Annotated in this window: 26 protein-coding genes and 3 tRNA genes; 21 read left to right on the top strand and 8 right to left on the bottom strand. The window is 29.9% G+C overall.

Translation table 11 applies throughout. The features are described from left to right. Positions 1-7 precede the first annotated feature (7 nt). The 7 genes from ACTTBL_RS04815 (at position 8) to ACTTBL_RS04785 (ending at position 6,459) form a co-directional block, all read left to right on the top strand. Positions 8-1,180 (top strand): TrkH family potassium uptake protein, encoded by a 1,173-nt coding sequence (locus ACTTBL_RS04815; protein WP_440643842.1) that lies wholly within the window; start codon positions 8-10, stop codon positions 1,178-1,180. 28 nt (positions 1,181-1,208) lie between these two features. Then, a tRNA-Arg gene (locus ACTTBL_RS04810) sits at positions 1,209-1,285 on the top strand. Between the two features lie 176 nt (positions 1,286-1,461). After that, a complete protein-coding gene (locus ACTTBL_RS04805) occupies positions 1,462-2,502 on the top strand; it encodes an amino acid ABC transporter substrate-binding protein (protein WP_023853870.1) in 1,041 nt (346 codons plus the stop codon). Positions 2,503-2,571: 69 nt separating this feature from the next. Next, on the top strand, positions 2,572-3,717 hold the full coding sequence (locus tag ACTTBL_RS04800) for an amino acid ABC transporter permease (RefSeq protein ID WP_440643861.1): 1,146 nt from the start codon (positions 2,572-2,574) through the stop codon (positions 3,715-3,717). Beyond that, positions 3,718-5,160: an amino acid ABC transporter permease gene (locus ACTTBL_RS04795; protein WP_440643841.1), complete on the top strand. Its 1,443-nt coding sequence runs from the start codon at positions 3,718-3,720 to the stop codon at positions 5,158-5,160. It abuts the gene before it with no gap. 3 nt (positions 5,161-5,163) lie between these two features. Beyond that, positions 5,164-5,898: an amino acid ABC transporter ATP-binding protein gene (locus tag ACTTBL_RS04790; protein WP_440643840.1), complete on the top strand. Its 735-nt coding sequence runs from the start codon at positions 5,164-5,166 to the stop codon at positions 5,896-5,898. Positions 5,899-6,087: 189 nt separating this feature from the next. Next, a complete protein-coding gene (locus ACTTBL_RS04785; protein ID WP_075504160.1) occupies positions 6,088-6,459 on the top strand; it encodes a helix-turn-helix domain-containing protein in 372 nt (123 codons plus the stop codon). Between the two features lie 65 nt (positions 6,460-6,524). Here the strand turns inward: ACTTBL_RS04785 and ACTTBL_RS04780 are convergent. Together ACTTBL_RS04780 and ACTTBL_RS04775 are read right to left on the bottom strand one after the other, a co-directional pair. Then, positions 6,525-6,600, bottom strand: a tRNA-Asn gene (locus ACTTBL_RS04780). Between the two features lie 49 nt (positions 6,601-6,649). Next, positions 6,650-6,723: transfer RNA gene (locus tag ACTTBL_RS04775), tRNA-Cys, on the bottom strand. A gap of 124 nt (positions 6,724-6,847) precedes the next feature. Between ACTTBL_RS04775 and ACTTBL_RS04770 the strand changes: the two genes are divergently transcribed. From ACTTBL_RS04770 to phoB, 10 genes are all read left to right on the top strand, one after another. Next, complete coding sequence (locus ACTTBL_RS04770) at positions 6,848-9,475, top strand: valine--tRNA ligase (protein WP_440643839.1); 2,628 nt, start codon at positions 6,848-6,850, stop codon at positions 9,473-9,475. After that, positions 9,475-11,193, top strand: a complete 1,719-nt coding sequence (ilvD, locus tag ACTTBL_RS04765) for a dihydroxy-acid dehydratase (protein WP_440643838.1) — start codon at positions 9,475-9,477, stop codon at positions 11,191-11,193. The genes ACTTBL_RS04770 and ilvD overlap by 1 nt, the downstream gene beginning before the upstream one ends. Then, on the top strand, positions 11,193-12,398 hold the full coding sequence (locus ACTTBL_RS04760) for a sugar phosphate nucleotidyltransferase (RefSeq protein WP_440643837.1): 1,206 nt from the start codon (positions 11,193-11,195) through the stop codon (positions 12,396-12,398). Before ilvD ends, ACTTBL_RS04760 begins: the two co-directional genes overlap by 1 nt. Next, the gene (locus ACTTBL_RS04755; protein ID WP_440643836.1) at positions 12,398-13,555 is read left to right on the top strand and encodes an ATP-binding protein; all 1,158 of its coding nucleotides are present in this window, start codon (positions 12,398-12,400) and stop codon (positions 13,553-13,555) included. The genes ACTTBL_RS04760 and ACTTBL_RS04755 overlap by 1 nt, the downstream gene beginning before the upstream one ends. A gap of 106 nt (positions 13,556-13,661) precedes the next feature. After that, on the top strand, positions 13,662-14,690 hold the full coding sequence (locus tag ACTTBL_RS04750) for a substrate-binding domain-containing protein (RefSeq protein WP_440643835.1): 1,029 nt from the start codon (positions 13,662-13,664) through the stop codon (positions 14,688-14,690). Between the two features lie 114 nt (positions 14,691-14,804). Beyond that, positions 14,805-16,208, top strand: a complete 1,404-nt coding sequence (pstC, locus tag ACTTBL_RS04745) for a phosphate ABC transporter permease subunit PstC (protein WP_023853852.1) — start codon at positions 14,805-14,807, stop codon at positions 16,206-16,208. Further along, positions 16,201-17,463: a phosphate ABC transporter permease PstA gene (gene pstA / locus ACTTBL_RS04740; protein WP_023853851.1), complete on the top strand. Its 1,263-nt coding sequence runs from the start codon at positions 16,201-16,203 to the stop codon at positions 17,461-17,463. The genes pstC and pstA overlap by 8 nt, the downstream gene beginning before the upstream one ends. Continuing rightward, positions 17,463-18,224 carry a phosphate ABC transporter ATP-binding protein PstB gene (gene pstB / locus ACTTBL_RS04735; protein WP_023853850.1) on the top strand — a complete coding sequence of 254 codons (762 nt, stop codon included), beginning with the start codon at positions 17,463-17,465 and terminating at the stop codon, positions 18,222-18,224. The genes pstA and pstB overlap by 1 nt, the downstream gene beginning before the upstream one ends. A gap of 3 nt (positions 18,225-18,227) precedes the next feature. Beyond that, positions 18,228-18,920, top strand: a complete 693-nt coding sequence (gene phoU, locus ACTTBL_RS04730; protein ID WP_023853849.1) for a phosphate signaling complex protein PhoU — start codon at positions 18,228-18,230, stop codon at positions 18,918-18,920. Position 18,921: 1 nt separating this feature from the next. Then, positions 18,922-19,602, top strand: a complete 681-nt coding sequence (gene phoB, locus ACTTBL_RS04725; RefSeq protein ID WP_440643834.1) for a phosphate regulon transcriptional regulator PhoB — start codon at positions 18,922-18,924, stop codon at positions 19,600-19,602. Here phoB and ACTTBL_RS04720 read toward each other — a convergent pair. From ACTTBL_RS04720 to ACTTBL_RS04700, 5 genes are all read right to left on the bottom strand, one after another. After that, positions 19,591-20,247 (bottom strand): aquaporin, encoded by a 657-nt coding sequence (locus tag ACTTBL_RS04720; protein ID WP_023853847.1) that lies wholly within the window; start codon positions 20,245-20,247, stop codon positions 19,591-19,593. The two genes, phoB and ACTTBL_RS04720, sit on opposite strands and share 12 nt — an antisense overlap. Next, positions 20,237-20,668, bottom strand: a complete 432-nt coding sequence (locus ACTTBL_RS04715; RefSeq protein WP_023853846.1) for an arsenate reductase ArsC — start codon at positions 20,666-20,668, stop codon at positions 20,237-20,239. The genes ACTTBL_RS04720 and ACTTBL_RS04715 overlap by 11 nt, the downstream gene beginning before the upstream one ends. After that, positions 20,668-20,892, bottom strand: a complete 225-nt coding sequence (locus tag ACTTBL_RS04710; protein ID WP_023853845.1) for a DUF6552 family protein — start codon at positions 20,890-20,892, stop codon at positions 20,668-20,670. Before ACTTBL_RS04710 ends, ACTTBL_RS04715 begins: the two co-directional genes overlap by 1 nt. A gap of 56 nt (positions 20,893-20,948) precedes the next feature. After that, the gene (locus tag ACTTBL_RS04705) at positions 20,949-21,830 is read right to left on the bottom strand and encodes a phytanoyl-CoA dioxygenase family protein (RefSeq protein WP_023853844.1); all 882 of its coding nucleotides are present in this window, start codon (positions 21,828-21,830) and stop codon (positions 20,949-20,951) included. 131 nt (positions 21,831-21,961) lie between these two features. Continuing rightward, on the bottom strand, positions 21,962-23,053 hold the full coding sequence (locus tag ACTTBL_RS04700) for a zinc ABC transporter substrate-binding protein (RefSeq protein WP_440643833.1): 1,092 nt from the start codon (positions 23,051-23,053) through the stop codon (positions 21,962-21,964). Between the two features lie 70 nt (positions 23,054-23,123). Here ACTTBL_RS04700 and ACTTBL_RS04695 point away from each other — a divergent pair, with 70 nt between their 5' ends. The 4 genes from ACTTBL_RS04695 to ACTTBL_RS04680 are packed head-to-tail and all read left to right on the top strand — an operon-like array spanning position 23,124 to position 26,096. Beyond that, positions 23,124-23,870, top strand: coding sequence for an ATP-binding cassette domain-containing protein (locus tag ACTTBL_RS04695; protein ID WP_440643832.1), 747 nt, complete (start codon positions 23,124-23,126; stop codon positions 23,868-23,870). A 1-nt stretch (position 23,871) separates the two neighbouring features. Further along, positions 23,872-24,675 (top strand): metal ABC transporter permease, encoded by an 804-nt coding sequence (locus tag ACTTBL_RS04690; RefSeq protein ID WP_440643831.1) that lies wholly within the window; start codon positions 23,872-23,874, stop codon positions 24,673-24,675. Between the two features lie 24 nt (positions 24,676-24,699). Beyond that, positions 24,700-25,098 carry a Fur family transcriptional regulator gene (locus ACTTBL_RS04685; RefSeq protein ID WP_440643830.1) on the top strand — a complete coding sequence of 133 codons (399 nt, stop codon included), beginning with the start codon at positions 24,700-24,702 and terminating at the stop codon, positions 25,096-25,098. Further along, positions 25,098-26,096: an Ldh family oxidoreductase gene (locus ACTTBL_RS04680; RefSeq protein WP_023853839.1), complete on the top strand. Its 999-nt coding sequence runs from the start codon at positions 25,098-25,100 to the stop codon at positions 26,094-26,096. The genes ACTTBL_RS04685 and ACTTBL_RS04680 overlap by 1 nt, the downstream gene beginning before the upstream one ends. Here ACTTBL_RS04680 and ACTTBL_RS04675 read toward each other — a convergent pair. Continuing rightward, on the bottom strand, positions 26,088-26,322 hold a 235-nt coding region (locus tag ACTTBL_RS04675), incomplete at its 5' end, for an endonuclease/exonuclease/phosphatase family protein (RefSeq protein WP_440643829.1). The two genes, ACTTBL_RS04680 and ACTTBL_RS04675, sit on opposite strands and share 9 nt — an antisense overlap.

Raw genomic sequence — 26,322 nt, 5'->3', positions numbered from 1 at the left:
TATTTTAATGCCTTTGATTTTATCAATACCTTTTTATTTAAGTATTTATAATTTATCTTTTTTAAATTCCTTATTCGAGGCAGTTTCTGGATTTACATCAACAGGTTTTACTGTCTTTGAAAATATTAAGCATATTGATCAAGGCTTAATTTTATGGAGATCATCAATACAGTGGATAGGTGGGTTATACTTTTTATATTCTATTATTTTTTTAATTGATATTTATGACGAAAGTTTAAAAAAATCTTTAACTAATTTTTTATCCTTTAATTCTGCAGAGATTTTAAAACAATCAATTAAAATTCTTTTGTTATACTCAGGATTAACTATATCAATTTTTATTATTCTAAATATTCTTGGAATTAGATCATTTAATTCACTAAATTTAGCAATGACGATAATTTCCTCGGGCGGATTTCTACCTGTTAATGAACTTTCATCAATTTTAATAAATGATTTTCAAATTATTATATTTTCTTTTTTAATGTTGATTTCTTTTTTTAGTATTTTTTTTATATACAATTTAATTTTTTTAAGAAATAAAAATCTAAATTTTTTTTATGAGGATATACATTTATTTTTATATTTTATTATTGTTGCAAGTATATTTTTTGTTTTCTTTAGTTATGACACTAATTTTACATCCAGTTTTTTATCTATAGTAAGTAGTATTTCAAATATAGGTGTTTCACTTGAAGTCAATCAAACTAACCTAAACTTTATTTATATTTTGCTTGTAATTGTTGGTGGATCTTTTTTTTCTACTAGCTCAGGTTTAAGGTTTTTAAAAATATATTCTTTAACTAAATATTCTATTAATCAAATTCTTTCTTTTAGCAGGCCAAAAAATGTATTTATGAACAAATTGGTTTTTTCTAAAATTAATTTTGATACAAAAGATATAAATAAATATTTTTTAACAATATTAATTTTTGTTATTTCTCTTTTTTCTTTAACCATCTTATTATCTTTGTCTAACATTCAATTTGAATACTCATTTAAATTAGCTGTATTGACATTGATGAATACAGTTAATTCATCTGCTTATGGTCTATCGGACTTTGATTTTCAAAATTTGCACTTTTTAACCAAATATTTTCTTATATTTTTTATGATTATCGGAAGGGTTGAACTGTTATCTTTATTGTTGATTGCTAAAAAATTCCTTTTTAAAAATTAATTTAGTATTATATATATCAATAAATTTTGCGCCCTTAGCTCAGCTGGATAGAGCATCGGTTTTCTAAACCGAGGGTCGTAGGTTCGAATCCTTCAGGGCGCGCCATTTCTTAGTTTTAACGCATTAATCATATATAATTTTGCTTGACGAGAATTTGAATTAAATCAAATTAATATATTATTTTTTCTTGAACACTATTTTCTTACATGCTTAAATTAAGAATATTCAAAAGTAATTTTGAATTATTTGTTAACAAATAAAAATAACATAAAGGAAGAATAATGTTTAAATACTTAAAACAATTAACTTCTTTAGTTGCTATGGTTGCAGTGTTGTTTACTTTTACAACAGAAACTATGGCTGCTAAAAAATCTAAAACACTTAAAAACACTCAAAAGAAGGGTTTTGTAAGATGTGGAGTATCTCAAGGTCTTCCAGGATTTTCTAATGCTGACGCTGCAGGAAATTGGACTGGTATTGACGTTGATGTATGTAGAGCGGTAGCTGCTGCAGTACTAGGTGATGCAAACAAAGTTAAGTTTACACCATTAAGTGCTAAAGAAAGATTTACAGCTTTAACTTCTGGTGAGATTGATATCTTATCAAGAAACACAACTTGGACTCTTTCTAGAGATGCTGATATCGGACTTACTTTCGTTGGAGTAAACTTCTACGATGGTCAAGGTTTCATGGTTAGAAAAAGTTCTGGTATTACTTCTACAAGCCAATTCAAAGATGGTATCTCAGCATGTACAAACATTGGTACAACAACTGAGTTAAACATGAGAGACTTCTTTAACTCTAAAGGAATTTCTTATGAGCCAGTTGCTTTCGAAAAAGCTGATGAAGTCGTAGCTGCTTATGATGCTGGTAGATGTGATACTTACACTACTGATAAATCAGGTTTAGCTGCACAAAGAACTAAAATGTCTAACCCAGATGATCACATTGTATTACCTGAAACTGTTTCTAAAGAGCCTTTAGGACCAGTTGTAAGACAAGGTGACTCTGTTTGGGAAGATATCGTTAGATGGTCTTTAAATGCTATGATCGAAGCAGAAGAGTATGGAATTACTTCTGCAAATGCAGACTCAATGAAAACTTCAGATAACCCAGCTGTAAAAAGATTAGTTGGTGCTGAAGGTGAATTAGGTGCTGCTTTTGGTCTAGACAATGAGTGGAGCTTAAGAATTATTAAGCAAGTTGGTAACTATGGTGAAAGCTACAAAAGAAATATAGCTGACACTGGAATTTTACCTGATAGAGGTCCAAATGAATTATGGACTAAAGGTGGAATTCTTTACGTACCACCTGCAAGATAATTGCATATTTAACTAATTAAAAAGGGCTAGATTTTTCTAGCCCTTTTTTTTATAAGCGTTCAAATGGACCTGAAATTACAAAAAATCATTCCCCAATTAATTACCGTTTTAGTTGTAGTATTAGTTTTTGGATTTTTTACATATAACGCGCAAATCAATATGGAGAACAGAGGTATTGATTTTGGATATGGATTTCTCTCTCAAGAATCGTCATTTGATGTACAGTTTTCTCTTATTGAATATGATGGATCCCATTCATACTTTAGAGCTTACCTAGTTGGTTTGCTCAATACTATTTTAGTTTCAGTAATAGGAATTATTTTTGCAACAATTTTAGGTGTTATAGTTGGTGTAGCAAGACTCTCGCCAAATTATTTAATAAATCAATTCGCAGCTTTTTATGTAGAATTTTTTAGAAATATACCACTACTTTTACAAATATTTTTTTGGTATTTTGCTGCCTTAAGAGCTTTACCTCTGCCACAAGATGCAGATGCAATGTTAGGTGTTTTTTTCTTAACTATTAAAGGTTTATATGTCCCAGCATTCATCTGGGAAAATCTTAATGTATTTTTATATTCAATAATTGCAGCAATAATTGCAATAGTTGTAATCAGAATTCACGCAAGAAAAGTTCAAGAAACACAAGGTAAGCAGCTACCAGTTTTTTGGATATCAGTAGGTTTAATTTTTATATTACCTTTGCTAAGCTTTTTAATAGGAGGTGTAAGTTTATCTTTTGAAATACCTCAATTAAAACAATTAGCAACAACATCATTTATTTATGAAGGTGGTTTAAGTTTACCCCCTGAATTAATAGCTTTAACTTTATCACTAGCTTTATATACAGCAACTTTCATTGCTGAATGTGTTAGAGCAGGAATACAAGGTGTAGGTAAAGGTCAAAAAGAAGCCGCTGCATCAATTGGGTTAAATCCTAATCAAGTCTTAAAATTAGTAGTAATGCCACAAGCATTAAGAATTATTATTCCTCCAACAACTAATCAATATTTGAATTTGACTAAAAATTCATCTTTAGCTGCTGCTATTGCTTATCCTGATTTAGTATTAGTTTTTGCTGGTACAGCATTGATGCAAACTGGTAAAGCGATTGAAATAGTTTCAATAACAATGCTTACTTATTTAAGCTTAAGCATTTCAATTTCAATTCTTATGAATTGGTACAACAAAAAAATTGCAATTAAGGAAAAATAAATGTCAAAAATTAACTTTTTGAAACCTGATAAGGAAAATTTAAATACCTTTTTGTATTTGGGTTCATTTTTATTTGTTATTAGTGTTATCGATGTTTTTCTTAATTCATTCTTTAGTTTAAATATCACTGGATTTTTACCTTCATCATTAAGCTTTGTAATTCCAATTATATTAGGATTTGTTGGGTTGCATTTTGTAAGAATTGAACACAGTGGTTATAAGTTTCTAGATCAAGTAAATAAAAATATTAATACAAACAATTTTAATGCAGTTTTATCTTTATTAATTATTTTTATAATTATTAAAGCAACACCACCAATATTAAGTTGGTTTGTAGTTGATGCAAGTTTTGCAGGAGATAGTAAAGATGTCTGTTCAGGCACTGGAGCTTGTTGGACCTATATTAAAGTTTGGTTTAGAAGATTTATGTATGGAATGTATCCTAATGCTGAGCAATGGAGAATAAATTTATCCTTCATAGCGTTAGCTCTTTTAGGTTCAGTAGGATATTTTGCGACTGAGAAATTTAAAAAATACTTAACTCTTTATTATGTTGTAATTTATCCGTTTATAGCATTTCTATTTATTTTCTTTTTCATATCAGGTGGCCCAGTATTTTTTGACTTTTCTTATGGAATAATTGCTGCTGTAATTTCAATTATTATTGGTTTTTTTATCCCAGGTAGATTTAAATTTTATTATTTTATATTTGTACCAATCACTCTTTATATTGCTTTAAAATATTTCATTTTTTACGAAGAATTAATTGAGTTAGGAAAACTTGATGGATTAAATTGGGTTGAAACTGGAGCTTGGGGTGGATTGTCACTTACATTTATAATTTCATTTTTCTGTTTAATTTTCTGTTTTCCTATTGGAATGGCTTTTGCATTAGGTAGAAGATCTGATTTTCCTTTAATAAGGTACATATCAATCGGATTTATAGAGTTTTGGAGAGGTGTTCCTTTAATTACAGTGTTGTTCATGTCAGCTGTGATGTTTCCAATGTTTTTACCTGAAGATTTTTTTATTGATAAATTAGTTAGAGCAATAATAGCAATTTCTTTATTTGAAGCTGCATATGTTGCAGAAGTTATTAGAGGTGGTTTACAAGCATTGCCACGTGGTCAATATGAGGCTGCAAAATCACTTGGAATGGGATATTGGAAAATGCATATTTTTGTAATTCTTCCCCAAGCTTTAAAGTTAGTAATACCTGGCATTGCTAATACATTTTTGGCTTTAGTTAAAGATACTCCTCTAATTTTTGTAGTTGGCTTACTTGAAATAGTAGGAATGTTAAATTTAGCAAAAACTAATCCAGAGTGGTTAGGTTTTGCTATGGAAGGCTATGTTTTTGCTGCAATAATTTTCTGGATTATTTGTTATGCAATGAGTAAGTATAGCTATAATCTTGAACAGAAATATAAAACAGAGCGATAAACTATGTCTGACAGTATTATTCAAATAAAAAATGTAAATAAATGGTTTGGGGATTTTCAAGTTTTAAAAGATATTAATTTAGAAGTTAAACCAAAAGAGAAAATCGTTGTTTGTGGTCCATCAGGATCAGGTAAATCTACATTAATTAGATGTATAAATAGATTAGAAGAACATCAGCAAGGCGATATTATTGTTGATGGAAATATTCTTACTGAAGACACAAAAAATATCGAACAAATTAGAGCAGAAGTTGGAATGGTATTCCAACAGTTTAATTTATTCCCTCATTTATCTATTGTAGATAATTGTACACTTGCACCAATTTGGGTAAAAAAAATGCCAAAAAAAGAAGCTGAAGAATTAGCTTTAAAACATTTAGAAAGAGTTCAAATTCTTGATCAAGCACAAAAATTTCCTGGACAATTATCTGGAGGTCAACAACAAAGGGTTGCTATAGCTAGAGCTCTTTGCATGGAACCTAAAATTATGTTGTTTGACGAACCTACATCAGCCCTGGATCCTGAAATGATTAAGGAAGTTCTAGATGTAATGGTAAATCTAGCAAACCAAGGTATGACAATGATAGTTGTTACTCATGAAATGGGATTTGCTAAAGAAGTAGCAGATAAAATGATCTTTATGGATGAAGGAATGATAGTAGAAAAAGCAGATACTAAAGAGTTTTTTGCTAATCCAAAGAGCGATAGAACAAAGCTGTTTTTAAGTCAAATTCTATAAAAATATATAATTTTGAAGCAATAAATTTAGATTAAATCAATCGAAATATGTTCATTTTGCATTCAACTAATGCTTGACAGTATTTTAATTATTATAAATTTCTTACAAAAAAAAATAAATTTTTCTATTGCAGTAACTTTAATAAATAGGTTCAATAGTATTTATAAAATTTAATTAAGAGGGGTCTTAATGGAAGATAATTTCAATAAACACTTAGGCAATAAGCTTAAGCTAAGAAGATTAGCTTTAGGTTTAACACAAACTAAAGTAGCAAAAGCAATCAATGTAACATTTCAACAAATTCAAAAATATGAAAAAGGGACTAACGGTGTAAGTTCAATAAGATTACTTCAACTTGCAAATTATTTAAAAGTGCCAATTAATTATTTCTTTGAAGATTTTTCGGAATATTTAGTGAATTTAGAAAAATCACAAGAAGGTCACATGAATGTTAATTATAATTTTTTAGTAAAATTATATTCAGAACTTAATGCTGATCAAAAATTAAAATTTAATAAATCTTTACAAATTTCAGGATCTGGAATTTCAAAAGCAGTTTAATTAAAGTTTTAATTAAGACCCTAGATTTTAATTTAAGAAATAACTTATTTATTTAATTTGATTTTTGGCTCCTCGGGCAGGACTCGAACCTGCGACCAATTGATTAACAGTCAACTGCTCTACCAACTGAGCTACCGAGGAATGTAAAAAGCCAACTTACTTTTTTTTGTAACTAAAACAAGATTTTTTTTGGAGGCAACGCCCGGAATCGAACCGGGATACAAGGATTTGCAATCCTCTGCGTAACCATTCCGCCACGTTGCCATCTTATTTTTAGCTAATAGCTACAGATGCCTTTTTATATTAAATTTTTTCTATTAGTCTATTAAATAACGATCCAAATTGATTATTGTTAATTTAGATTATTAAATTATAAACTTTAACATCAATGAGTAGCGATAAATATATACATTCTGATGTAGAAAATAGAATTTATTCTTATTGGGAAAAAAATGGTCTTTTTAAACCTAAAGAAAATTCAAAAAAATTCTCAATTGTAATACCACCACCAAATGTAACTGGTAGTTTACATATGGGGCATGCCCTTAACAATTCTATTCAAGATTTATTAGTCCGTTATCATAGGATGAATAATTTTGAAACTCTATGGCAACCTGGTACAGACCACGCTGGTATAGCTACTCAAGCTTTAGTAGAAAAAAAATTAACTTGTGAAAAAATTGATAAAAATGAAATTGGTAGAGAAAAATTCATCGAAAAGGTTTGGGAGTGGAAAGAGCAATATGGAGATATAATTATTAATCAATTAAAAAAACTTGGTTGCTCTTGTGATTGGTCAAGAAATGCCTTCACTATGGATGAGAATTTATCCAAATCAGTAATTAAGGTTTTTGTTGATCTATATAAAAAAGGTCTAATTTATAAAGATAAGAAATTAGTTAACTGGGATACAGTTTTAAAAACAGCTATTTCAGACCTAGAAGTAGATCAAAGAGAGGTAAATTCTAAAATTTATTACATCAGATATCCAATAGATGGGACTGAAGAATTTATTACAATTGCAACAACAAGACCTGAAACTATGCTTGGTGATACAGCTATAGCTGTAAATCCAAAAGACGAGCGATTTAAATCCTTTGTTGGAAAAACAGTTACCATTCCAATTGTTGGAAGAAAAATAAAAATTATTGAGGATGATTATGCAGATCCTGAGCAAGGAACAGGAGCATTAAAAATAACTCCTGCACATGATTTTAATGACTATGATGTTGGTCAAAGAAATAATCTTGAAATAATAAATATTTTTACTGAAGCTGGTAAAATAAATGAAAATGCTCCAGAACATTATGTGGGCCTTGATAGGTTTGAAGCTAGAAAAAGAATTTTAAAAGAACTTAAAGAAAAAGAATTTTTTGTAAAAGAAGAAAATATTAAAAACAAAGTTCCTTATGGAGATAGATCTAATTCAATAATCGAACCTTTCTTAACAGAACAATGGTTTGCTGATGCTGGTAAATTATCAGTTAAAGCAAAAGAAGTAGTTAATACAAAGAAAACAAATTTCTTTCCTGAGAATTGGTCAAAAACTTATTTCCAATGGATGAATAATATTGAACCATGGTGTATTTCAAGACAGCTTTGGTGGGGCCATCAAATACCCGCATGGTATGGTCCTGATGAAAAAATCTTTGTTGCTGAAAATGAAGATGATGCAAAACAACAAGCTAAAAAACATTATGGCAAAGATGTTGAATTAAATCGAGATCCAGATGTTTTAGATACTTGGTTTTCATCTGGCCTATGGCCTTTTGCAACACTTGGTTGGCCTGATGATAATAAATATGTAGATAAATTTTATCCAACGTCAGTATTAGTTACAGGTTTTGATATTATATTTTTTTGGGTAGCTAGAATGATTATGTTTGGTACTGAATTTTTAAATAAAGAACCATTTAAAGATATTTATGTTCATGCATTGGTTAGAGATGAGAAGGGACAAAAAATGTCTAAATCGAAAGGAAATGTAATTGATCCTTTAGATTTAATTGAAAAATATAGCGCAGATGCACTTAGATTTACTTTGTTATCAATGGCATCACCGGGCACAGACGTAAAGCTTTCCGAGGATCGAGTAAAAGGCTATAGAAATTTTTTAAATAAATTATGGAATGCAAATAATTTTTTAATTACTAACGAATGTGATTTTAAAGATATAGATAAAGCTCCTAGTTTAAATGTAAATATTAACAAATGGATTTATTCTGAACTTGTTGAAACTAAAAATAAGATAGAAAAAAACCTTGAGGATTATAGATTTGATGAAGCTGCTAAAAATGCCTATCAATTTGCATGGCATTCTTATTGTGATTGGTATTTAGAACTATCTAAAACAATACTATTTTCGGAAGATGAAAAGTCTAAAGCAGAGGTTAAAAAGGTATCATCTTTTGTATTCAAACAAATTTTGATTTTGTTACATCCTTTTACTCCTTTTGTTACTGAAGAAATTTGGCTTAAGAACAAATTTGATAATGACGGTAGTGATTATTTAATGCTTAAAAATTGGTTATCAGGTGAAATAAATAGGGATAGTAGCACCGAACAAGTTGAAAATATCATCAATATTATTTCAGAGATTAGATCATTTAAAAATGAGTTAAATGTAAGCCCAGGCTCATTTATTGATGTCTCAATAAGCAATATTAATAAAAATCAAAAAGATTTTATTAATACAAATGAAATTATTTTAAAAAAACTAGGAAGAATAAACAGCATATTAGATAAGGATTTAGATAAACCAGCTGCTACAATGGTTGTTTCTGGGGATTTGTTTAAGATTTATTTTGATAAGGATGTTGATTTAAAATTAATTAAAGAAAATTTAACAAATAAACAAAGTAGATTGGAGCAAGAGATGAATAAAATATCTCAAAGATTAGAGAACAAAAGTTTTGTAGACCGTGCTCCAAAAGAGATTGTTGAACAAGAAAAAAATAATTATAATAATTTAAAGAATGATATTGAGAAAATATCAGTAACAATAAAGGGTATATAATGGCTAAATTTAACAAAAAGAAACTTCCAAGCAGACACACATCATTAGGAGCAGACAGAGCTCCACATAGATCGTTTTATTATGCTATGGGAGAAACTGAGAAAGATGTAGCAAAACCCTTTGTTGGTGTCGTTTCTACATGGAATGAGGCAGCTCCTTGCAACATTGCCCTAATGAGACAAGCTCAATCAGTTAAAAAAGGAGTTAGAGCTAATGGCGGAACTCCGAGAGAATTTTGCACAATTACCGTTACTGATGGTATCGCAATGGGTCACGAAGGAATGAAGTCTTCATTGATATCTAGAGAAGTAATTGCTGACTCAGCTGAACTGACTGTTAGAGGTCATTGTTATGATGCTTTAGTTGGTATTGCAGGATGTGATAAATCTTTACCAGGTCTAATGATGTCTATGGTTAGATTAAATGTGCCAAGTGTATTTATATATGGTGGATCAATTCTTCCAGGTAGATACAAAGGCAAAGACGTTACAGTAGTTGATGTATTTGAGGCAGTTGGAAAACATTCTTCAGGCCAAATGTCTGCTGCAGAATTACGAAAATTAGAATTAGTTGCTTGTCCAAGTGCAGGTGCTTGTGGAGGACAATTTACAGCAAATACAATGGCATGTGTGTCAGAAGCTATTGGATTAGCGTTACCTTATTCAGCTGGAACACCGGCTCCTTATGAAGAAAGAGATAAATACGCAAAAGCTAGTGGTAAAATGGTTATGAACCTTCTGAAAAAAGGAATTAAACCAAGAGATATTGTAACTAAAAAAGCTTTAGAAAATGCTGCAACAGTAGTTGCTGCAACTGGTGGATCTACTAATGCAGGTTTACATTTACCAGCTATTGCAAATGAAGCAGGAATTAAATTTGATTTAATGGATGTTGCTAAAATTTTTAAGAGAACACCTTATCTTGCAGATTTAAAACCAGGTGGAAAATATGTTGCAAAAGATATGTGGTTAGCAGGTGGTGTTCCAATGTTATTAAAAACTTTATATGAAGGTGGATATATTCATGGAGATTGCATGACGGTTACTGGAAAAACTATGAAGGAAAATTTAAAAGGAATTAAATTTAATCCAAAACAAAAAGTAATGAGATCTTATAAAAATCCATTATCACCAACAGGAGGTGTGGTTGGATTAAAAGGAAACTTAGCACCAGAAGGTGCAATTGTTAAAGTTGCTGGACTTAAAAAATTGCAGTTTACTGGAAAAGCAAGATGCTTTGATAATGAGGAAAGTGCAATGAAAGCTGTTCAAAGCAGAAAGTATAATGATGGTGATGTAATTATAATTAGATACGAAGGACCAGTTGGAGGTCCTGGTATGAGAGAAATGTTATCGACAACAGGTGCAATTTACGGTCAGGGTAAAGGTGAGAAAGTAGCCCTTATTACTGATGGTAGGTTCTCTGGTGCTACAAGAGGCTTTTGTGTGGGTCACGTGGGCCCTGAGGCCGCTCTAGGGGGTCCTATAGGCCTTTTACGTACAGGAGATATCATTGATATCGATGCTAAAAAAGGAACGATAAACGTAAGACTTTCTAAAAAAGAACTAGCTGCAAGAAAAAGAAAATGGAAAGCTAGAAAATCAGATTTTGGATCAGGTACTTTATGGAAATATGCACAAACAGTTGGACCAGCATATTTAGGTGCACCAACACATCCAGGTAAGAAAAAAGAAGTTAAGGATTATTCAGAGATTTAATGAAAATTCGTCCAGTTATTTTATGTGGAGGAGCTGGAACTCGACTTTGGCCAAATTCTAAAAATCATCAAGCAAAACAGTTTATTGATTTTGGTAATTGGACTTTACTTGGAAAAACACTCGAGAGGACAAAAGCATCAATATTTGATGCGCCAGTTATTAGTACAAATAAAAAATATCTTAAACAAATAAAACAACATCTTAGAAAGCACAAAATAAATAAGTACAAAATTGTTCTAGAACCAGCAAAAAGAAATACTGCACCAGCGATATTAAGTACGGCTTTGATTAAAGACATTCCAAACGATCAACCTTTAATGTTTTTTTCAGCAGACCATTTAATTGAAAAGATGAGTATTTTTAATACGGCTATTAATAAAAACAAAAAGAACTTAACTGATCAAAATATATTTATATTTGGGATAAAACCAAACTCACCATCTAGTGAATATGGTTATTTTTTAACTAAAAAAATCAAAGGTAATATTAATAAAGTAACTAGATTTATTGAAAAACCAAAAGAAGCTAAAGCAAAACAAATTATAAAAAATAAGGGCTATTGGAATTCTGGAATGTTTTATCTTAGAAAAGATTCTATTATTAATAACTTTAAAAAATATCAGCCCAAAACTTATAGAAATTGTTTAAATGCAGTTAATAAATCAAAATATAAGGCTAATACATATTATCTAAACAAAGCTTCATTTATAAAAGCAACCGCAAAATCTTTTGATTATGCAATTCTTGAAAAAACCAAACAAATTAACGCTATCAAATTAGACATTCTTTGGTCAGATCTTGGTAGTTGGAAAGAGATTTTAAAGATGTATGACAAAAATAAAAATAAATATATTAAGAAAAAAAATGTGTATTACCGTCCATGGGGCAGATACACCAATCTTTTTGAAGGAAAAGAGTTTTTAATAAAAGAACTATACGTAAAACCAAAAGGCATCTTAAGTTTACAAAAACACCATCACCGAGCTGAACATTGGTTAGTTACACAAGGCAATGCTAAAATAACTCTGAATAAAGATATTATAATTAAAAAGCCAGGTGAACACATATTCATTCCATTAGAAGCAATCCATAGAGTTCAAAACTCAGGAAAAAAACCTGTAAAAATTATCGAAGCTCAAGTTGGCTCAATTTTAAAAGAAAGTGATATTGTTAGATATCAAGATGTTTATGGTAGAGTGAAGTAATGGAGTTATTAACAATAATTTTATTAGTAATAATTGTTCTTCTTACTTACCTGTTATTAAAAAAAGAAAAAGTATTAGGTATTAAAACTGAAACTAAAGATAATAATGATCAAATAAAAATTGTAGAAAATAAAGACTATAGAAAAAATATTTATGATTTATTAAATTATATTCCTGAAGGAATAATAATTTTAGATAAAGGTAAGAAAATTCTTTTTAGCAACAACTCTGCGAATAAATTATTTCAGATAAAATTAGATGAGAATATAAGTGGATTTCTTAGAAACCCTGATCTTTTAAGTTCAATTGATAAATCATTTGATGGTAACAATATTTCAGATCTTGAAATTGAAATTAGAAATCAAGCTGTTCAAAGATTAAATATAACAATTTACCTTGATCAGAATAATCTATTTTTTGATGAATTGAGCTGTGTCTTATTTATAAGGGATTTAACTGAATTCCATAAATTCCAACAATTAAAATCTGATTTTGTGGCTAACGTATCACATGAGCTAAGAACACCTCTACAATCCATTAAAATGGGACTTGAAACATTTGAAAATAATTCGGATTTAAAAAAGAATTCTGAAGTAACAAATTTATTACCAGTAATGAGCTCTCAATCTGAGAGAATGGAAAATTTAATCAGAGATTTATTATCATTATCTAAAATTGAATTACAGGAACATATACGACCAACGCATGAAATAGATCTTATAGAACTAATTGATTATGTTATTAAAACTTACGAAAAAATAATTAGTAAAAATAATATTAGTATTAAATTTAACAAAACTGATAATTTTAAAATAATTGGTGATAGGGATAAATTAATAGAAATTTTTACTAATCTTATCGATAATTCAATCAAGTACAGTGATAAAAATAAAGAAATTACAATCACTGCTAAAAAAGATGGTGAGTTTAATACTGTTTCAGTAGCAGATCAGGGAATAGGTATTCCAAAAGAGTCTATACATAGAATCACTGAAAGATTTTTTACAGTTGATCCAAGCAAAAGCCGAAGTGTAGGTGGTACAGGTCTTGGTTTAGCTATTGTAAAACATTTAGTCTCACAACATAGAGCTGAGATGGACATTAATAGTGTTGAAAATGAAGGAACCACAATAGATATCAAGTTTAATTCTTTGTAATTCAACTAAAAAGTTAGTCATTGTAACAAAAGTTTAACCTTCCTTTAATAAAATATTTAAGAATCAATTTTATTAAAACCGAATTATGAATCTAAAAAGGAGAATTATGAATAAAATAATAAGCATAATATTTGGATTTCTTTTAGTATTAAGTTTTACAACAAATAGTTACTCAAGAGACCAAATCAAAATTGTAGGGTCATCAACTGTTTACCCATATGCAACAGTTGTTGCTGAAAAATTCGGTAAAAGTGGAAAATTTAAAACTCCAGTTATTGAAAGTACAGGTACTGGTGGTGGAATGAAATTATTCTGCGCTGGAGTTGGTGTTAATCATCCAGATGTAACAAATGCTTCAAGAGCAATTAAGCCAAAAGAAAAAGCATTATGTGAAAAAAATGGAGTTTCTGAAATTATTGAAATTGTAGTAGGTAATGATGGAATTTCATTTGCACATGCAGTGAGTGCTCCAGATGCAGATTTTACAAAAGAGCAATTGTGGAGAGCTTTAGCTGCTAAAGTTGATGTTGATGGTAAACTTGTTGAAAATCCATACAAAAAATGGAGTGATATAGATGCAAGTCTTCCAAACAAAAAAATTGAAATTTTAATAGCGCCCCCAACATCAGGAACTAGAGATGCGTGGAATTCTTTAGTTATGGGTAAAGGATGCACAAAAACTGCAAAATCACTTTATGACGCTGCAGGTAAAAAAGCAAAAAAAGAATGTGCTAAAATGAGAGAAGATGGTTATGCAGTTGAAGCTGGTGAAAATGACACTTTAATTGTTCAAAAACTAACTTCAAACCCAGACGCTTATGGTTTCTTTGGTTATAGTTATCTAGTTGCTAATAAAGATAAGGTTAAAGCTGCCTCAATTGAAGGTGTGCAACCATCTTTAGAAGGTATTCAAGATTATTCATATCCAATTGCTAGACCATTATTCTTTTACGTTAAAAAAGCTCATATTGGTGTAGTTCCAGGTATTGAGGAATATTTAAAAGAATTTACCTCTAAAAAATCTATGGGTAACAGAGGTTATTTAGCGAAAATTGGATTAGTTCCACTAGCTTCTGATAAGTACAAGGTAACTAGAACTGCAGCTTTGGATCTAAATACAATTAATATTAAATAAATTTAAACTTATCCCCAAAAAAAAGGCCGGTATTTACTGGCCTTTTTTTTTATTTCAATCAAGGCTTTAATTTGTAACAAAATTGTAACATTTAAAAGATATCAATCTGAGCGAATGAATTTCGTATTAATCTTTTTAATAACAATATTTTCATTATCATTATTTTTCTACGGTAGATCAAAAACTAAAAGTATTTCAATTGAGAAAAATATAAAATTAAATGCTCTACCAAAATTTTATGGGTATTATTTAGTTCTATGGTGTTCTATACCTTCATTGGTATTTCTTTTAATTTGGACACTATTTGAACCAGTAATTATTAAATCAATTATTATTGAAACTGCTGCTAATCAAGGAGCTATTTTTAATGATAAAAATGAAGCTAACTTAATTTATGAAAAAATTAAAGCTATATATGCTGGAACTTATTTTGGAGATATAGATACTATTTTAAAAGAAAGTGCACTTTCCTACGCAAAATTTATAAATCTTTTTACTAATTCCAAAATAGTATTAATTTTTGGTATCGTTATTGCATCAGTAATTTATTCGTTAAAAAAAATAAAAAATAACAATAAAGCAAGAGATGATGTCGAGGTTATTTTAAAAGGATTATTATTTGCATCATCATTAATTGCAATTTTAACAACTTTAGGAATAATATTTTCTCTTCTCTTTGAAAGTATAAAATTCTTTTCTGTAATCAATATTTTTGATTATTTGTTTGGAACAAATTGGAGTCCTCAAAGAGCTTTTGTTAGTGATGCTTCTGCTATCACTGCTGCAGAATATGATGAATTAAAAGATGCATTTGGATTTATTCCATTAATAGCCGGCACTTCCTTTATTGCTTTCATCGCAATGCTTGTTGCTGTCCCAATTGGACTGTTTTCTGGAATTTACATGGCCGAATATGCATCAGTAAAAATCAGAAGAATTTCAAAACCAATTATTGAAATCTTAGCTGGTATTCCAACTGTTGTTTATGGTTTTTTTGCAGCTTTAACAGTTGGACCCTTCTTTAGACAAATTGGAGAAAATTTAGGATTAACTGTTTCGTCAGAGAGTGCTTTAGCAGCTGGATTAATTATGGGTATAATGATTATTCCATATGTTTCATCACTATCAGACGACGTAATAAACTCTGTTCCTCAATCATTAAGAGATGGATCATATGCGGTAGGAGCCACTAAATCAGAAACGATAAAAAAAGTAGTTATACCTGCGGCATTACCTGGAATTATTGGTTCTGTTTTGTTAGCTGTCTCGAGAGCTATAGGAGAAACCATGATAGTTGTGATGGCAGCTGGTCTTGCTGCAAATCTCACAATTAATCCTTTAGAGTCTACAACAACTATAACTACACAAATAGTAATGATCTTAGTTGGAGACCAAGAATTTGACAGTCCAAAAACTCAATCTGCTTTTGCTTTAGGTTTAACATTATTTATAGCCACACTTGTTCTTAATTATATAGCTCAAAGAGCAGTTAAAAAATATCGTGAGAAGTATGACTAAAGAAGAAAGATTAAAAAAAAGACATAGTGCTGAAAAAAGATTTAGGTTTTATGGTCTAGCATCAATTTTTGTTGCTTTATTATTTGTATTAATCTTAGTGCATAATATTTTTTCAAAAGGTAGCTCAGCATTTATGAAAACGGCTATAAATGTAGAGGTTTTCTTTGATCAAGAGTTATTAGAAATTAAAAATGGTGCCACTGAGGATCAAATTTTAGAAGCTGATTTCTATGACATTACAATTGAAAGTCTTTTAAAAGTATTTCCAGCTCAAGATTTAGATCAAGAAAATCAGTTAATTGATTTATTCACAACAGATGCAGAAATCGAGATTAAAAGAGCCTTTTTAGAAAATAACAATCTAATTGGAAAAAAAATAAATTTAGAAATAACCGCATCTGATGATATTGATCAACTTCATAAAGGAAATTATCCAAGAGATTTGCCTGAAGATAGAAGAAGAATTTCAGATTTTCAATTAATCATTTATGATAATTTAGTTGAAAATAAAAAAATTATTAAAAATTTTAATAATTATTTCTTTAAAAATGGAGACTCACGTGATCCTGAACTTGCTGGTATAGGTGGTGCTCTAATTGGATCATTCTATAGTATAATTATTTGCTTATTGTTAGCATTTCCTGTTGCAGTGTTAGCATCAATATATTTAGAAGAGTTTGCACCAAAAAATAAAATCACAGATTTTATTGAAATTAATATTAATAATTTAGCTGCTGTGCCGTCAATAGTTTATGGCTTATTAGCACTACAAATATTATTAGCAACAATTCAATTACCTAGATCAACACCATTAGTAGCTGGAATTACATTAGCACTCATGACTTTGCCTAGAATAATCATACCATGTAGAGCATCATTAAAAGCTGTACCACCATCAATAAGAGAGGGTGCATTGGCTGTTGGTGCCTCTAAGTTTCAATCTGTATTTCACCATGTAGTTCCTTTAGCATTACCTGGTACACTTTCAGGAACTATAATAGGATTAGCACAAGCATTAGGAGAAACAGCTCCATTAATTTTGATAGGAATGGTAGCTTTTGTTGTTGATATTCCATCAACACCAATTGATCCTTCTTCGTCTTTACCTGTACAAGTCTATTTATGGTCAGAGTCTGCTGAGAGAGGATTTGTTGAAAAAACATCAGCCACTATTATGATGTTATTAAGTTTTTTGATTGTAATGAATTTTTTAGCAGTATACTTAAGACAAAAATTTGAGAAAAGATGGAACTAATGAATAATGTAAAAATAAAATCTAAAAATCTAAATGTCTATTATGGAGAAAAACAAGCTTTGTTTGATGTGAATTTAGATTTAAACGAAAAAGAAGTTACTGCTTTAATTGGGCCATCTGGATGTGGAAAATCTACTTTCATCAGATGTATTAACCGCATGAACGATGTAATCGATATTTGTAAAGTATCTGGAAATATTGAAATAGATGGTGTTGAAATCAACGATAAAAATTTAGATGTAGTATCTTTAAGAGAAAGAGTAGGAATGGTTTTTCAAAAACCAAACCCATTTCCAAAAAGCATATATGATAATATTTCTTATGGTCCAAAAATTCATGGAAAAGGTGAAACTAAAAGTGAATTAGATGAAATCGTGGAAAATAGTTTAAAGAAAGCTGCATTGTGGGAAGAAGTCAAAGATAGACTCGATGAACCTGGAACTGGTCTTTCTGGTGGTCAACAACAACGTCTTTGTATTGCTAGAGCAATTTCTGTTAATCCTGAAGTTATATTAATGGACGAACCTTGTTCTGCTCTAGATCCTATTGCAACGGCAAAAATTGAAGAATTAATTGATGAACTAAAAAAAACTTACACTATTGTAATTGTGACGCATTCAATGGCACAGGCAGTTAGAGTTTCGCAGAAAACAGGGTTTTTTCACCTTGGTAAATTAATCGAAGTAGGCAAAACTGAGAAAATTTTTAAAAATCCTGACAATAAAATGACACAAGACTATATTACAGGTAGATTTGGATAAATTATGAGCAATGAACACACAGTAAAATCTTATGAAGAAGAATTAAGGTACTTAATAGACTCTGTTATAAAAATGGGAAGTCTAACCGAGTCTCAATTAGTTGATTCAATGGATGCGGTAATTAAAGTTGATAAAGATTCAATCGATAAAATTATTAAAAGTGATGATGAAATAAATAAATTCAGATCTAAAATTGATACTCAAATAATGACATTGTTGGTAAAGAGAGCGCCAATGGCAATTGATTTAAGAGAAACAATTAGCTCATTAAAAATATCCCAAGATTTAGAAAGAATTGGAGATTTGTCTAAAAGTAATGCAAAGAAAGTTAAACCTCTTCCATTAGATTTACCTGAAGAACTTTTAGGTAATTTAAAAAGATTAGGTGAATTAGTTATAAAGCAGTTAAACGATGTGCTAGATAGTTACGTTAATAAAAACTATGATAAGGCAAAAGAAGTGTGGGAAAAAGACGAGCAAGTAGATGACCTTACTTATATTGCGATGGAAAGTGTAATTGATTTTCTCTCTAAAGATAAAAAGAATTTAGACTTTTCAACACATTTAATTTTCGCAACAAAAAATCTTGAAAGAGCTGGAGATCATATAACAAATATTGCTGAGTCGATTTGTTATTTAATTAAAGGCGAGTATCTAAAAGGAAGCAGACCAAAAGGTAAAGTTATTCAGCAATAAAATGAATGGCAAAATATTTATTATTGAGGACGAACCTTCAATAATTCAATTAGTTCAACATAATTTAGAAAAAAATGGTTTTTTAGTTTCATCGTCATTGAATGGCAATGATGGTTTAAAGGAATTAAAAAAATTTCAGCCAGATTTACTTTTATTAGATTGGATGTTACCTGATCTCTCAGGTATTGAAATTTGCAAAAATATTAGAAAAGACAATAGTTTTAAAAATTTACCTGTGATCATGTTAACTGCCAAAGGTGAAGAAGAAGATAAAATTAAAGGGTTAGATAGTGGGGTAGATGATTATTTAACTAAACCTTTCAGTTTCAATGAGCTAATGGCGAGAATTAAAGCAGTTTTAAGAAGATCTAATCCAAATACTGTATCAGATAATTTAAAGTTTGATGACTTAATGTTAGATAGAATTGAAAAAAGAGTTTTTAGAGACGGTCAAGAAATTAAACTTGGGCCAACTGAGTTTAGGTTATTAGAGTTTTTTTTAACAAATCCTAAAAGAGTTTATTCTCGAGATCAAATACTAGACAGTGTTTGGCCAAATAATGTAAATGTCGGAAGCAGAACTATAGATGTTCACATTAGAAGATTAAGGCAATCAGTTAACTTAAAAAATAAAAAAGAATTAATTAGAACAGTTAGATCTTCTGGTTATTCACTTATTTAAGAAAATCTTTTTTACCAAATATATAGCAATCAACATACCAATCAATTCAGCAGCTATATAAAAAGGAGTGTTTAAATAACTTATACCAGTAAACGACTCTGTGAATGTTCTTGCTATTGCAACAGCAGGATTCGCAAAAGATGTTGATGAAGTAAACCAATAACCAGCTGTAATATATAACCCAACAGATGCAGCTACGGTAATTTTACCTGACTTCATGGATCCAAAAATAATGATTATTAGTCCTAATGTAGCAACAATTTCTGATACAAAAATATAGATACCATCTCTTGATTTTGTCGATAATTCAAAAATTTGATGTTCAAAAAAGAAATTAGCTAAAGCTACACCCAACAAACATCCAAGGATCTGAGCTGAAATATAAAAGGGTAGAAGACGTTTTTTTAACTTTCCTGTAATTGTCATAGCAATACTTACAAATGGATTGAAATGAGCTCCAGATACATCCGCAAAAACAGTTATTAACACAAACAATCCAGCTCCAGTTGCTATAGTATTTGCAATTAACATTACAGCTGTATCATCGGTAAGATTTTCTGCCATTAAACCTGATCCAACTATGATCATTACTAGAAAACAACTTCCAATAAATTCTGAAAGAAAATATCTATCTTTATTTTTCATGTAGCCATTCTTTAATTTTATTACTTATAAAATTGAAAGTGTTTCTAATGATTATTTGCTTTTCTTCATCATTTGCATTCTTAAGTTTTGTTACTGGATCATCTATATCCCAATGAATAATTTGGTTTTTATCAGGCCAAATAGGACATACCTCATTATTAGCGTTATTGCATACTGTTATTACATGATCCATTTTTATTTCATTATTTATAAACTCTTCAAAGTTCTTAGAACTATAATTAGTTAGATCATAATTTTTATTTTTCTCTAAAAAACTTCTAACATCAATATTAATTGTTCCAGAAGGATTACTACCAGCACTAAAAGCTTTAAATTTATTTGAGTATTCATTATTGATAATACTCTCAGCTATAATGCTTCTTGCTGAATTTCCTGTGCATACAAATAAAATATTTTTCATTAAAAAATAATTTTATAAATACCGATTACAAATAACGGAATTTGTAATCCAAAATTTGTTAAAATGGCCTTATCCTTTAATAGTAATCCTGAAATTGTCCACCCAACAACACCAAGCCCATGAAAATATATATTCAGCGGGTAAATATTAAGATTTGTAAGTAAAATACCAGTTAACACTAAGAGTGTACTGATCCATTTGAGATATTTTTTTAAAAATGACATTCAAAACTTATATGAATGTTATGTTAAAGATTTGTTACAATAGACTTTTATGTTATTTAATTTTTTTGAAGTTCATAGATGGAAACGTAGTGTTTCTTCTTAGGCAGCGGGATTATGGTTGGAACTTTAGTCAATCTTGGTTTTATTGATTTATTTCCTACAATAATATTTTTGTCATAATTATCTAAATTAACCTCAGGATGAGGGTTTCCATCATTGATTAATGGCCACGCGTCACAAGCTCTATATCCAAATAAAATTAAGGGTCTTGAGTTATTCATTTGATTGTGTCCAGACCCATGAACTGATCTACAATGAAAAAATACTACCGTTCCTGCAGTCCCAGTTATAGAAACACTATTTTTAGTTCCTATTTTATCTTTCTTAGTATCTATTTTTCCAACAAAATAATTTTCTTTGCTGTGGTGGCTGTACAATTTCTTTTTGTGTGAATTCTTTATTATCTTAAGTGGCCCATTTTTCTCGTAACAATCATCTAAATATATACCAACCGTAATTAAGTCATCGTTTGTATGAGGGTAAAAAGCCCAATCTTGATGCCATCCAATTTCACTACCTTTTTTCTTATTTGGCAGTTTAAAATTTAATTTACCTAGATGAAATCTAACTGTTCCACCTAATAATTTTTTAGCTATAGATATAATCCTTTTATCTCTAGATAATTCATAGAAAACTTTATGCCTGTTCTGAGGATTATTTAGTCTTAAAATTTCTTTATTTTTTGAAGAACTTGAATTGTAGACAAAATGGTAATTATCATAGGACTGGGTCCCATTTCCACCATTACCTTTTTTTCTTTTTTTTTCTTTCGAAATTACTTCATTAACAACTTTATTAATTTTATTAATCTTTGATTGAGAAATTAGATTTTCTTTAACAAGAAAACCATTTTTTTTAAATAAATTTAGATCATTCATAAAGTCAGATTATGAAAGAAAATAAATCTTCTTTAAAAAAAATACAATGATTATTGTAAAGTTAAATAACAGTAATAATTATTTGTTAATCCGAGAATTTAAAAAAATTCCCGGATTAACCTAATTTTTAATTAACAACCTTTGAAAGATGCAGACATATTTCTAATTAAATTGAAATATAATTCTTTACCTGGGTCTAAAGTCGCTCCTAATGGATCAACTACACCGGTTTTAATATTCATGTCTTTTGCAACAGCTTTAATGATATCAGGATTAAATTGAGGTTCTGAGAATACACAAGCCACTTTATCATGCTCGATAATTTCTCTAATTTTAGCAAGTTGTTCAGCTCCAGGCATTACATCTGTATTAACAGTAAAGGCACCTAATATATTTACATTAAATCTTTTCTCAAAATATTGATAAGCGTCATGGAATACAATTGAAGAAACACTGTTGCTTAAATCTGTCATTACATCAATTGTAAGTTTATCGATTTCTTGTAAAGCTTTAGCTAAATTACTTTTATATTTAGCTTCGTTTTTAGGATCATTTTCAATTAAATGTTCTGTCATTTCTTTTAACATAGCTTTTGCATTAATTGGGTCCAACCAAATGTGTGGATCAAATTCACCATGTGCATGTCCATCATGATCGTCATGTCCGTGGTCGTCATGATCGTCTTCTTTTTTGCCATGATCATCATGATCGTGGTCATGATCATCTTCTTTCTTACCATGATCGTCATGGTCGTGATCATCTTTCTTTTTACTGTGGTCATCATGTCCATGGTCGTCGTGATCATCTTCTTTTTTACCATGATCGTCATGGCCGTGCTCATGATCATGTTCATCAAAAATATTTCTTTCTCTAAATTTTAATACCTGTAATCCTTTGATTTCAATTAACTCAATTTTTTCTGCTTTTTTTGCAATCGAGCTTAGTGGTTTTTCTAAAAAATTTTCTAAATCTTTACCTACCCAAAAAATTAGATCAGCATTTTGAAGCATTTTTGCATGAGAAGGTTTCATTGCAAATCCGTGTGGAGACGCATAACCATCTACTATAAGATCTGGTTTTCCAATCCCATCCATAAGGTAACTTACTAATGAATGAATTGGCTTGATTGAAGCTACTACTTTAATTTCAGCATTTGCTGATGTAAATGTGGTTAAAAAAGATAATAATGTGAGAATAATAGGTAATTTTTTTAAATTTATCATAAGTTATTATTTATTAGTTGTTATATTATAACATTATGTAATAATATAACATTTACAAGTCAAGGAATATATGAACTCTAATAACAAAACTTTAGTTCAACTAAATAATGCAGGCTTTCGACAAAATGGAAAGTGGCTGGTAGAAGGCGTTTCGTTAAAAGTTGAAAAAGGAAAAATTGTAACTTTAATTGGTCCTAACGGATCAGGAAAAAGTACAACTGCAAAAATTGCCTTAGGGATTTATAAAAATATAGAAGGGAATGTTGAGAAATATACTAACAAGATTGGATATGTTCCTCAAAAAATATCTATAGATTGGACATTGCCTCTCCGTGTTTATGATTTTATGCTTTTAACAGAAAATATTAATGATGATGCAATAGACGAAGCATTGAATTTGACAGGTGTCATTCATTTAAAAAATAAAAATTTAGGGAATTTGTCTGGAGGTGAATTCCAAAGAGTTTTAATTGCCAGAGCTATTTCAAAAAAACCTGAATTGTTAGTCCTTGATGAGCCTGTACAAGGTGTGGATTATACTGGTGAGATTGCTCTTTATGAATTGATCAAAAAAATCTCAGATACACTTAATTGTGGAATTTTATTAATTTCTCATGATTTACATACTGTTATGACAGCTACCGATCACGTAGTTTGTTTAAATGGCCATGTATGTTGTTCTGGATCACCTTTAGATGTTGCAAGAAATAATGAATATAAAACCCTGTTTGGAGAACAAGCCTCTCAAATTCTCTCTGTTTATGAACACAATCATGACCATGTTCATTCAGACGAAGGTCATATAAAGAAAAATTAATATGTTTGATGATTTTTTTATAAGAGCATTAATTGCTGGTATTGGAATTGCATTAGTTACAGGACCTTTAGGTTGTTTTGTAGTCTGGAGAAGGTTATCTTATTTTGGTGATACACTTTCACATTCAGCTTTATTAGGTGTTACATTGGCTTATTCTTTTGAGTTAAATATAGCTCTTTCTGTTTTTTTAATCTCATCAGCAGTTGCTTTAATTCTTATTCAGCTACAAAAGAAAACTAATCTTCCAGGGGATGCTTTGCTAGGTCTATTAGCCCATTCATCTTTAGCTGTAGGATTAGTTGTAATAGGTTTTTTAACATTCATTAGATTTGATATAATGGGTTTGTTGTTTGGTGATATATTAGCTGTCACAACTAACGACTTAATTATAATTTGGCTAGGTGGGGCAATTATATTGTTAGTTTTGAAATTAATATGGAAACCTTTATTTGCTTCCACAGTTAATTATGAACTAGCTGAGGCAGAAGGATTAAATCCTGATCGTGCTAAAGCTGTATTTACAATTTTAATGGCAGCAATTATTGCAATTTCAATTAAAATGGTAGGATTGTTGTTAATTACTGGAATGCTTATTATCCCAGCAGCAATGGCAAGAAATATCTCTGATAGTCCCCGAAAGATGGTATTTTGTTCAGTAATTGGAGGCCTATTATCTGTAATAATTGGTTTGTTTTCATCACTTGAGTTTAACACAGCATCTGGTCCTTCAATTATAGCAGCATCTTTGTTCTTATTTATTTTATCTTTATTAAAAATAAAGCAATCCATTCAATTGAAAAACTGATGAGTAATTGATAAAAATTAAAAGATGCAAAAAGAATATATTTTATCCAAAAATCAAAAAATAATTTTTGACCTAATTGATAAATCTGCTGAACCAATGAAGGCTTATGCAATTCTTTTTAATGTCCAAAAAAAAGGAATTAAAGCTCCATTACAAGTATATAGAGCTTTAGATAAGTTAGTTGAAATCGGAAAGATACATAAAATCGAAAGTAGAAACGCTTTTATAGCTTGTCAGAATTCTAGTTGTCAAATTTCTAAAGCTACAGCTTTTTCAATTTGTGAAAGTTGTGAAAATGTATCTGAAATAAGTAATTCAAAACTTTCAAAATATTTATCTAACTTTTCAGATGAATCTGGAATGAAATACAGCAAATATAATCTAGAATTTTTTGGTTTATGCAAAAGATGTAAATCAAAATAATGAGTACAGTATCTTTAACTTTAGATGAAATATTTGAACTAGCTAAAAAAACACTTTTAGCTAATGGATGCGATGATGAAACTGCATCAATTCTTTCAGATTTAATTAGAAATGCCGAAAGAGATGGTTCTGTCTCACATGGTTTGTTTAGATTGCCAGCGTACGTGACTGGTCTTAAAAGTGGAAAGATAAATGGAAAAGGGAAACCTGAAGTAAAAAAAATATCTCCATCAGTAATTAAAGTTGAAGGAAATAATTGTTTAGCACCAGTTGTTTTAAATAAAGGATTGCCTGAACTAGCAAAAGCCGCAAAAGAAAATGGTGTTGCTGTATTAGCAATAAATAATTCGCATCATATGGCTGCTATGTGGCCTGAAACTGAAAAATTAGCAGAAGAAGGTTTGGTTGCATTTGCTTGTACATCTTATAAGCCGGCTGTAGCACCTGCTGGTGCAATAAAACCTTTATTTGGAACAAACCCAATTTCATTTGCTTGGCCACGTCCAGGTAAAACACCAGTTGTTTATGATATGGCAACTGCTTCAATGGCAATGGGAGAAGTTCAAGTTGCTAAAAGAGAAGGGCACAAAGTTCCTCTTGGTACTGGTTTAACTAAAGATGGTAAAGAAACAACTGATCCAGGAGAAATTGCTGATGGTGGAGTTTTATTACCCTTTGGTGGTTACAAAGGATCTGCAATTGCAATGATGGTAGAATTAATGGCAGGTGCATTAGTTGGAGATAATTTTAGTTTTGAAACTGCTGCCAAAGATAATAATGATGGCGGTCCTCCAAGTGGCGGTGAATTTATACTAGCCATTAACCCAGATAAAACTTCAGGTACTAATTGGCAAAAACATGCTGAAGAATTTTTTGAAAAAATGAAATCAATGGGTGAAGTAAGATTACCTGGAGAAAGACGTCATAAAAATAGAATGGACATTGGTCCAAGAAATATTAACGAAGAATTAGTGAATAAAATTAAATCTTTAAGCTAAATTAATCTCAATTGGTGTGTGATCAGAAGGCTTTTCTCTTCCACGTGGATCTTTATTAATATTAATATCTTTAATTTGATCAATTATGGAATTTGAAACTAAAAAATGATCTATCCTCATGCCATTATTTTTTTGCCATGCACCTCTCATATAATCCCAAAATGTATATCCTTCTTTATCTTCATAAAAATGTCTGTAGACGTCATTAAAACCAAGATTAATCATT

The sequence above is a fragment of the Candidatus Pelagibacter sp. HIMB123 genome (genome assembly GCF_052048195.1).
GTDB lineage: Bacteria > Pseudomonadota > Alphaproteobacteria > Pelagibacterales > Pelagibacteraceae > Pelagibacter.
Note: the sequence above shows the minus strand (reverse complement) of the source record. Positions and strands in the feature narration are given on the sequence as shown.